This is a genomic window from Halanaerobiales bacterium (genome assembly GCA_035270125.1).
GTDB lineage: Bacteria > Bacillota > Halanaerobiia > Halanaerobiales > DATFIM01 > DATFIM01.
Genome location: DATFIM010000089.1, coordinates 1 through 8,436 on the forward strand (window position 1 = coordinate 1; position 8,436 = coordinate 8,436).

Annotated in this window: 9 protein-coding genes; all 9 read left to right on the forward strand. The window is 30.0% G+C overall.

The features are described 5' to 3' along the window. Positions 1-676: 3-oxoacyl-[acyl-carrier-protein] reductase (fabG, locus tag VJ881_04820; protein HKL75371.1), on the forward strand; the 676-nt coding region annotated here is incomplete at its 5' end. A 172-nt stretch (positions 677-848) separates the two neighbouring features. Next, complete coding sequence (locus tag VJ881_04825) at positions 849-1,082, forward strand: acyl carrier protein (protein HKL75372.1); 234 nt, start codon at positions 849-851, stop codon at positions 1,080-1,082. A gap of 183 nt (positions 1,083-1,265) precedes the next feature. Continuing rightward, complete coding sequence (gene fabF / locus VJ881_04830) at positions 1,266-2,510, forward strand: beta-ketoacyl-ACP synthase II (GenBank protein HKL75373.1); 1,245 nt, start codon at positions 1,266-1,268, stop codon at positions 2,508-2,510. A 15-nt stretch (positions 2,511-2,525) separates the two neighbouring features. Then, on the forward strand, positions 2,526-3,236 hold the full coding sequence (gene rnc / locus VJ881_04835) for a ribonuclease III (GenBank protein HKL75374.1): 711 nt from the start codon (positions 2,526-2,528) through the stop codon (positions 3,234-3,236). Positions 3,237-3,291: 55 nt separating this feature from the next. Then, positions 3,292-3,648: a chorismate mutase gene (aroH, locus tag VJ881_04840; GenBank protein ID HKL75375.1), complete on the forward strand. Its 357-nt coding sequence runs from the start codon at positions 3,292-3,294 to the stop codon at positions 3,646-3,648. An 18-nt stretch (positions 3,649-3,666) separates the two neighbouring features. Further along, complete coding sequence (gene cmk / locus VJ881_04845) at positions 3,667-4,335, forward strand: (d)CMP kinase (protein ID HKL75376.1); 669 nt, start codon at positions 3,667-3,669, stop codon at positions 4,333-4,335. Between the two features lie 10 nt (positions 4,336-4,345). After that, a complete protein-coding gene (locus tag VJ881_04850; GenBank protein HKL75377.1) occupies positions 4,346-4,939 on the forward strand; it encodes a lysophospholipid acyltransferase family protein in 594 nt (197 codons plus the stop codon). A 126-nt stretch (positions 4,940-5,065) separates the two neighbouring features. Continuing rightward, entirely contained in the window at positions 5,066-7,402 is a 2,337-nt protein-coding gene (locus tag VJ881_04855; protein HKL75378.1) for a bifunctional 4-hydroxy-3-methylbut-2-enyl diphosphate reductase/30S ribosomal protein S1, read from the forward strand. A 127-nt stretch (positions 7,403-7,529) separates the two neighbouring features. Then, positions 7,530-8,436, forward strand: a 907-nt coding sequence (locus tag VJ881_04860) for a DUF512 domain-containing protein (protein HKL75379.1), incomplete at its 3' end; no start/stop codon positions are given.

An 8,436-nucleotide genomic window follows, 5' to 3' on the forward strand; every position in this document is an offset into this window, starting at 1 on the left:
GGCCCGGGATGGAGCTAATATTGTTCTAAATTATCATTCTGATAGTAGCAAAAAATATATAGATGAATTAATTGAAAAAATAAAAGCTTATAATAGAGAAGTAATTGCTGTGCAAGCAGATGTTTCCAAAATGGATGAAGCAAAAAAGCTAATCAGTGAATCATTGAATAAATTTTCTAAAATTGATGTTTTAGTTAATAATGCTGGTATAAATAGTGATAATTTATTGTTAAGAATGAGTGAAAATGACTGGGATAAGGTAATGGATGTTAATTTAAAAGGTGTTTTTAATTGTACAAAAGCTGTCATTAAGAGTATGATGAAAAAAAGACAGGGTAAAATTATTAATCTTACTTCAGTAGTAGGAATTAAAGGTAATGCCGGTCAGGCAAATTATTCAGCATCTAAAGCCGGAGTAATTGGCTTTACGAAATCAGTAGCTAGAGAACTGGCTGGAAGAAATATTACTGCAAATGCCGTCGCCCCTGGATTTATTACTACAGATATGACAGATGAGATTCCAGAAGATGCAAAAGAAGATTTAATTAATGAAATCCCACTCTCCCGTTTGGGAAAAGGTGAAGATGTTGCTGAATTAGTCTCATTTTTAGCTTCAGATAGAGCTGATTATATAACCGGCCAGGTTATAAACGTAGATGGCGGTATGGCAATGTAGACCATGCGTTTAGTTAGATGACGACGAAATTGAGGCGGATTCGATATCCGTCATAATAAGTCAACCATGCGTTTAGTCAGATGACGACTTATTGAGGTGGGTTCGATACCCATCATAATAAATCGACCATGCGTTTAGTTAGATGAAGATTTATTGAAAGGAGGTGAGCGAAATGGCAGATACTTTAGATCGTGTAAAAAGTATTGTTGTAGAAGAGCTTGCTGTTGATGAGGAAGAGGTAACAGCTGAAGCTTCTTTTATTGATGATCTTGGAGCTGATTCTCTTGATGTAGTTGAACTTATAATGGCTTTTGAGGAGGAATTTGATCTCGAAATTCCTGATGAAGATGCTGAAAATATTGCAACTGTACAGGATGCAGTTGATTACATTAAAGAGAATTTATAATAATAGTAAATATCAAGGATAGCCCCGTATAAATTGGCGGGGCCTATCCATATGATTAATCTGAAATAATATAATATTAAATAATATTTCATAAGATTTTTCTGTTTTATTACTGAATAATTAACTTTATATAAATTTGTTTATAGTGAAATGAATTATTAAATATTAATTGGAGGTGGGCATGTGAATAAAAGAGTCGTAATTACAGGTGTAGGTCAGGTAACTTCATTAGGTGATGATATTGATGAATTTTGGAAGAATATAACTGAAGGAAATTCTGGAGTATCTAAAATAACAAATTTTGACCCCACGGATTTTGCAAGTAAAATAGCTTCAGAAGTGAAAGAATTTGATTCAAGCGATTATATTAATAAAAAAGATGCTAAAAGAATGGGAAGATTTACAGAATTTGCAGTCGTTTCTGCAAAAAAAGCTTTAAATGATGCCAAACTTGATATAACAGAAGAGTTATCTGAACTTAGTGGAGTTATTGTTGGTTCAGGAATTGGTGGTATTGAAGTAATGGAAGAACAAATTGAAAGGCTTGTCAAAAGAGGTCCAAGGAGAGTCAGTCCATTTTTTATACCAATGATGATATCAAATATGGCTGCAGGTCAGGTTGCCATACATATTAATGCTAAAGGTCCTAACAGTAATGCAGTAACTGCCTGTGCCTCAGGAACAACTGCTATTGGAGAGGCATTTGAAATAGTAAAAAGAGGAGATGCCGAAGTAATGGTTGCTGGTGGAACTGAAGGTGCTGTTGCTCCTTCTGCTGTAGCTGGTTTTAGTTCAATGAAAGCTCTATCTACTCGTAATGATGAACCTAAAAAAGCCAGTAGACCATTTGATAAAAATAGAGATGGTTTTGTAATTGGAGAAGGCTGTGGAATGGTAGTCATGGAAAGTCTTGAAAGTGCAAGAAAAAGAGGAGCAGAAATTATTGCTGAAGTAAAAGGATACGGAATGTCTGCTGATGCCTATCATATGACTCAGCCTGCACCTGATGGAGAAGGAGCTAAAAGAGCTATGAAAATGGCTATTGAAAAATCAGGTATTGATTTAAAAGATTTGAAATATATTAATGCTCATGGTACATCTACTCCATTAAATGATAAATATGAAACAAAAGCAATTAAAGATCTTTTTGGTAAATATACAGATGATTTAATGGTTAGTTCTACTAAATCAATGACAGGTCATTTATTAGGAGCAGCAGGTGGAATTGAAACAGTTATTACAGCTTTAACTCTAAAAAATGGTATTATACCACCAACAATTAATTATGAAGAAGTTGATCCGGAATGTGATCTTGATTATGTTCCAAATCAGGCAAGAGAAGTAGATAATTTAAAAGCTGCTATGACTAATTCATTTGGCTTTGGTGGTCAAAATGCCTGTCTTGTTTTGGAAAAGTTTGAAAAATAAAAGGGTGAATAAATAATGCAAAATTTTTACGAAGAAAAAAACATGGATGAACTTGAAGAAATTTTGGGTATAATATTTAAAGATAAAAGTTTACTTAGAAGAGCGGTAACTCATAAATCTTTTCCAAACGAGAATCCAAAACTCGATATTAAAAACAATGAACGAATGGAATTTCTTGGAGATGCTGTTCTTGACTTAAGTATGAGTTCATACCTTTTTGAAAAATTTCCTGATTATCCAGAAGGCAAATTAGCTAAAATGAAAGCTATATTAGTTAGTGCTCCTATTTTATCTGAAATAGCTAAAAAAATTAATATCAATAAATTTTTACTCCTTGGAAAAGGCGAAGAAATGACAGGTGGTAGAGAAAGAGATTCAATTTTAGCAGATTCTCTTGAGGGAATTATAGGAGCAATTTATCTTGATCAGGGATTAGAAGCTGCTGATAAATTTATTGTCGAAAATTTTAAAGACGATATTGATATTGTTAAATCCGGTAATCATATAAGAGACTATAAAACTCTTTTACAGGAAACTATTCAAAAAAATAGTAATAAACGTCCTGAATATTTTGTAGAAGATGAAAAAGGACCTGATCATAATAAGACATTTATTGTAAGAGTTGAATTTAAAGATAGGATTTTAGGATTTGGTAAGGGTACGAGTAAAAAAGATGCGGAACAAAAAGCAGCGAAGGTTGCTCTTGAAAATTTAGAAGAAATCTAAACTAACTTCCCCGGATTATAATTTTCCGGGGAGTTAAAAATTAGTAGGTGATAATTTGCGTGCAATTAGAGGTGCAATTACTGTAGAAGAAAATACTAAAAATAATATAAAAAAAGCAAGCAAAGAGTTAATAAAAAAAATAATTAATGAAAATAAACTTAATGAAAAAGATATAATAAGTATTACTTTTACAGCTACAGATGATCTTGATAAACTATATCCAGCTGAAGCAATTAGAGAAATTGGTTTTAAATATACTCCTTTGATGTGCTGTCAGGAAATGAAAGTTAAGGATTCTATTTCTAAATGTATAAGAGTAATGCTCTATACAAATAAAGAAATCAAATTAGAGAAAGTAGCACATATTTATTTGAAAAAAGCCAGTAAACTAAGAAAAGATTTAACTAAATAAGTAAAGATAGGTGATTTTATGAAATCTGTTATAGCTATTGATGGTCCTGCTGGGGCTGGTAAAAGTACTATTGCAAAAAAATTAGCACAAAGATTAAATTATAGATATTTAGATACTGGAGCTATGTATAGAGCTGTAACCTGGTATGTAATTAATAATGGCATTGAAATTTCTAATAAACAAAAAATAAGTGAAGTTATTAAAAATATAAAAATATCATTTACTACAGATAATAATGGAAATACTTCGATTTATGTTAATGAAAAAAATATTACTAATGAAATTAGAAAAAATATTATTGATAAAAATGTATCTGATGTCGCTAAAATTTCGCAAGTAAGAAATGAAATGGTAAAAATCCAAAAAAATATAGCAAAAAAAGGGGAAATAGTTGTTGATGGTAGAGATATAGGTTCAAGAGTATTGCCAGACGCGGACTTAAAAATATATTTAACTGCTTCAGTAGAAGAAAGAGCCAGCAGAAGATATAATGAATTAATAGATAAAGGAAATGACAGTGATTTTGAAAAAGTAAAAAAAGAAATAAAAAAAAGAGATTATATTGATAAAAATAGAGAAAATTCTCCACTTACCAAAACAGATGATGCAATCTTAATTGATTCTACTAATATGTCAATTGAAGAAGTTTTAGATAAGATAAGTAGTTTAATAAAAGAAGGTGAGTAATGTGGGCATAATGAATATCTTAGGAAATATTATTTATGGATTTATGTATGGTTCTGCCTGGTTATACTTTACAATAGTACATAATTGGAAAATAAAAGGAAAAGAAAACAGACCTGATGATGGCCCTTTAATTATAATGGCCAATCATATTACTGCTCATGATCCACCAATTGTTGGTAGTATTATGAATAGAAAAGTTTATTTTATGGCTAAAAAAGAATTATTTGAAAATCCATTTCTAGATAAAATATTACGAGCAATAGGTACTTTTCCTGTGAAAAGAGGTAGGCCAGATAGAAGTGCATTTAGAGAGTCATTTAGACTTTTAAATAATAATAAAGTTATTTGTATTTTTCCTGAAGGTACTAGATCTAAAAATGGAGAATTAGGAAATGCAAAAGCAGGTTCGATAATGATTGCTTTAAGAAGTGAAGCACCTATATTACCAGTAGGCATTAAAAAAGATGGCCGTCAATTTAAAATTTCAATAGGAGAGGCATTTACACTTGACGAATTTTACGGTGAAAAATTATCTCGAGATGAAAGAAAAATTGTAGGAGAAAAAATCATGAAAAAGATTGAAAAAGAAATAGAAAAAATTTGATAAAAAATTAAGAATATTATTTTTAAGGAGAAGTACCTTGATAGGTGCTTCTTTCTGTATTATAATATACTTAGTAATGTGTAGTTTTGACCTATAGCTATATTTTTTTGATTAATAAGAAGGATTTTGCTGATAAATGAAGAAAAATTATATAGTGTAGGTTTATTTAACTGTTTTGTTGGAATTGACTTGTTGAGTTGGAAGGAGGTGACAGTGCTGGAAACAATAACTGCGGAAGAAGCTGGATTTTGCTTTGGAGTTCAAAGAGCTGTGGATATAGCAATAGAAGCTGTTAAGAATCATGAGAATAATGATGTATATACCCTTGGACCAATTATTCATAATCCGCAGGTAGTAGAAAAACTTGAGAATTTAGGAGTTAAATCAATTGATTCAATTGATGAAATTGAACAGGGAGTAATAATTATAAGGTCACATGGTGTTGAACCTAAAATATTAGATAAAGCTAAAGAAAAAGGCTTACATATAATAGATGCAACCTGTCCTTATGTAAAAAATGCTCAGAAATATGCTGCTAAATTAGTTGAAGAAGGTTATCAAACCTTTATATATGGTGATAAAGATCATCCAGAAGTTAAAGGAATTTATGGGGCAACCAATAAAAAAGCTACTATTATTAATTCAAAAGATGAATTATTAAATAAAAAAATTAATGATAAAATTGGTTTTGTTGCTCAAACTACAAAATCACCTGTTTCTTATAAAGAATTGATATCTGAAGTTATTATTAAAACAAATGAATTAAAAGTTTTTAATACAATTTGTAACACCACTGAGATAAGACAGAATTCTGCTTTAAATTTAGCAAAAAAAGTGGATGTAATGTTTGTAATAGGGGGACATAACAGTGCTAATACTAATCGATTAGCCGAAATTTGTAGAAAAACAAAAACCCCTACTTATCATATAGAAACTTCTGAAGAAATTGATCCAAATTGGATCGCAGAAAAAGAAAAAATTGGTATAACAGCCGGGGCTTCTACTCCGGATTGGCTAATAAAGGAGGTCATTGAATTTATGAAAGAAGAAGAAAAAGATGTTGAGATGGAAGAGAAAAATGACGAGGTGTTAGAAGAAGAAAATGAAACTTCTGAAGTTGAAGAAACTGAAGAAGTTGCAGAGACTGCTGAGGTTGAAGAGACCGAAGAAGCAAAAGAAACAAAAGAAACAGAAGAAGAGGAAGTAGAAGAATCTGAAGAAGAAACTTCTACTGAAGATGAAGAATTAACTCAAGATGAGATTAAATACAGTGATAATGATATTGCTGATCTCAAAAAAGGTCAGACAGTAAAAGGCACTGTTGTTGAAGTTAATGATGAAGGTATTTATGTTGATGTTGGCTATAAGACTGAAGGTTTTGTTCCTTTAAGAGAATTAGCTCATGAAAAAGTTGAAGATGCTTCAGAATTTGTTGAAGTAGATGACGAAATAGAAGTTGTTGTATTAACAATTGAAAATGATGAAGGTGAAATGATTCTTTCTAAGAAAAGGGCAGATTATGAAAAAGCCTGGGAAGATATTATGGAAGCTTATGAAAATGATGAAATTATTGAAGCTGAAGTTACAAAAAGAGTTAAAGGCGGACTTGTTGTAGATGTTGGAGTACGTGGATTTATTCCTGCTTCTCATGTTGCAATTGGTTATGTTGAAGATCTAGAAGATTATGTTGGTGAAACACTTAAATTAAAGGTTATTGAAGTTGAAAGAGAAAATAATAATGTTGTTTTATCAGCCAGAAAAGTACTTGAAAAAGAAATGGAAGCTAAAAAAGAAGAAACTCTAGAAGATCTTGAAAAAGATCAAACTGTAGAAGGAAAAGTCACTAAATTAGTTGACTTTGGTGCTTTTATAGATTTAGGTGGAATTGAAGGTTTACTTCATATTTCTGAAATGTCCTGGGGTCGTATTGGACATCCATCAGATGTTCTTGAAGAAGGTCAGGAAGTTGAGGTAAAAGTTCTTGATGTTGATAAAGATAATGAAAGAATTTCATTAGGATTAAAACAATTATTACCTGATCCCTGGGAAGAATTCGCAGAAAAACACTATGAAGGTGAAATAATTGATGGTGAAATAACTAAAATCGTTGATTTTGGAGCTTTCATGGAAGTAGAAGAAGGTATTGAAGGTTTAATTCATATTTCTCAATTATCACACAAACACGTAAAAACTGCTGATGAAGTAGTTAGTGTAGGTGAAGAAAGAGAAGCTAAAATAATTAATATTGATCCAGAACAAAAAAGAGTTGGATTAAGTCTTAAAGAATTAGAAGAAAAACCAGAAAAAGATGAAAAGAAATCTAAATCGAAATCTTCAAAATCTAAGAGTAGCAAAAGTAAAAATAAGAACAATAAATCTAAAGATAAAAAAGAAAATGTAGATACTCCATCTGGAGCAACAATTGGTGAATTAGTTGGAGATATTTTTGATGATGAAGAGTAATTAATTAACATAGTAATTATCACCCCCATTTCTGCAATAGAGGTGGGGGTTTTTTATGTTTTATTAGTTATTTGCCTAGTTTAATGAAATATGATATCATCAGCATACAGGAGGCATTTTAAATTTTATGGCTAAAATAAAAAGTATTAAAGAGAATTCCATTTCCTCTAGAATTGGTCTTGAAGCTGGAGATGAGATTCTTTCAATAAATGAAAAAAAAATAAATGATTATATAGATTATCAATTCGAAACTTCTGAACCTTTTTTCACTTTAAAAATTAAAAAAAACAGTGGTGAAATAAAAGAATATGAAGTAGAACGAGAGTATAATGAAATATTAGGTATTACTTTAGATGGAATAATTTTTGATGGTTTAAAAAAATGTAATAATGATTGTATTTTTTGTTTTGTTAAACAACAACCATCTAATTTAAGAAATAGTCTCCTATTAAAAGATGATGATTATCGTTTCTCTTTTTTAAAAGGGAGTTTTATAACTTTAACTAATTTAAATGAAAAAGATTGGCAAAAAATAATTAATAAAAGATTAAGTCCTTTATATATATCAGTACACACAACAAATTCCCATTTAAGAAAAAAGATGATGAAAAATCCTGAAGCAGCTAATATTTTAGAAAATTTACAGAGATTAAAGAATAACAATATAAATTTTCATGCCCAATTAGTTTTATGTCCTGATTTAAATGATGGTGATGAGCTTAAAAATACTTTAAATGATCTTGAAAAATTTTTTCCTAATTTATTATCTTTAGGAGTTGTTCCAGTAGGATTAACTAAATATAGAGAAAATCTAGAAGATTTGAACTCATATAATCAAAAAAAAGCTTTAAATGTTATAAAGATAATAAATAATTACCAGAAAAAATTTAATAATAAATATAATGAAAATTTCTTATATGCTTCTGATGAATTTTATTTACTTGCTGGAGAAAAAATACCAGAATATGATAAATATAATGGTTTTCCTCAAATTGAAAATGGTATTGGTTTAACTAGATTATTGTTAAATGAGC